1 pseudogene is annotated in these 249 nt (G+C 37.8%); it reads right to left on the bottom strand.

Annotated elements, in window-relative coordinates:
* Window positions 1-18 precede the first annotated feature (18 nt).
* Window positions 19-249: pseudogene (gene gacA, locus AC2Q9J_RS18320) on the bottom strand (response regulator transcription factor GacA); the annotation flags it as partial.

Below are 249 nucleotides of genomic sequence, written 5' to 3' on the forward strand. Positions count from 1 at the left end.
TCCCCCACGGTTTTAAGGTTAGATCAGCCCATAACGAATCGCAAGATGGGTCAGTTTGACATCACTGTCAATTGCCAATTTCTCAAAAATAAGATAACGTTAGGTATTTACAGTTTTTACACTAACAAAAAGTTTATCAGCAATCTCTTGAGCACTTATACAGTTTACAACCATCATTGCCACTTGCATCTCACGTTCAGACAATGCATCAAAAGGAGATTGTTGTGTATCAGATAAATATGAGCTGGC

Source organism: Planococcus sp. RAB007_Raresut (assembly GCF_057369535.1).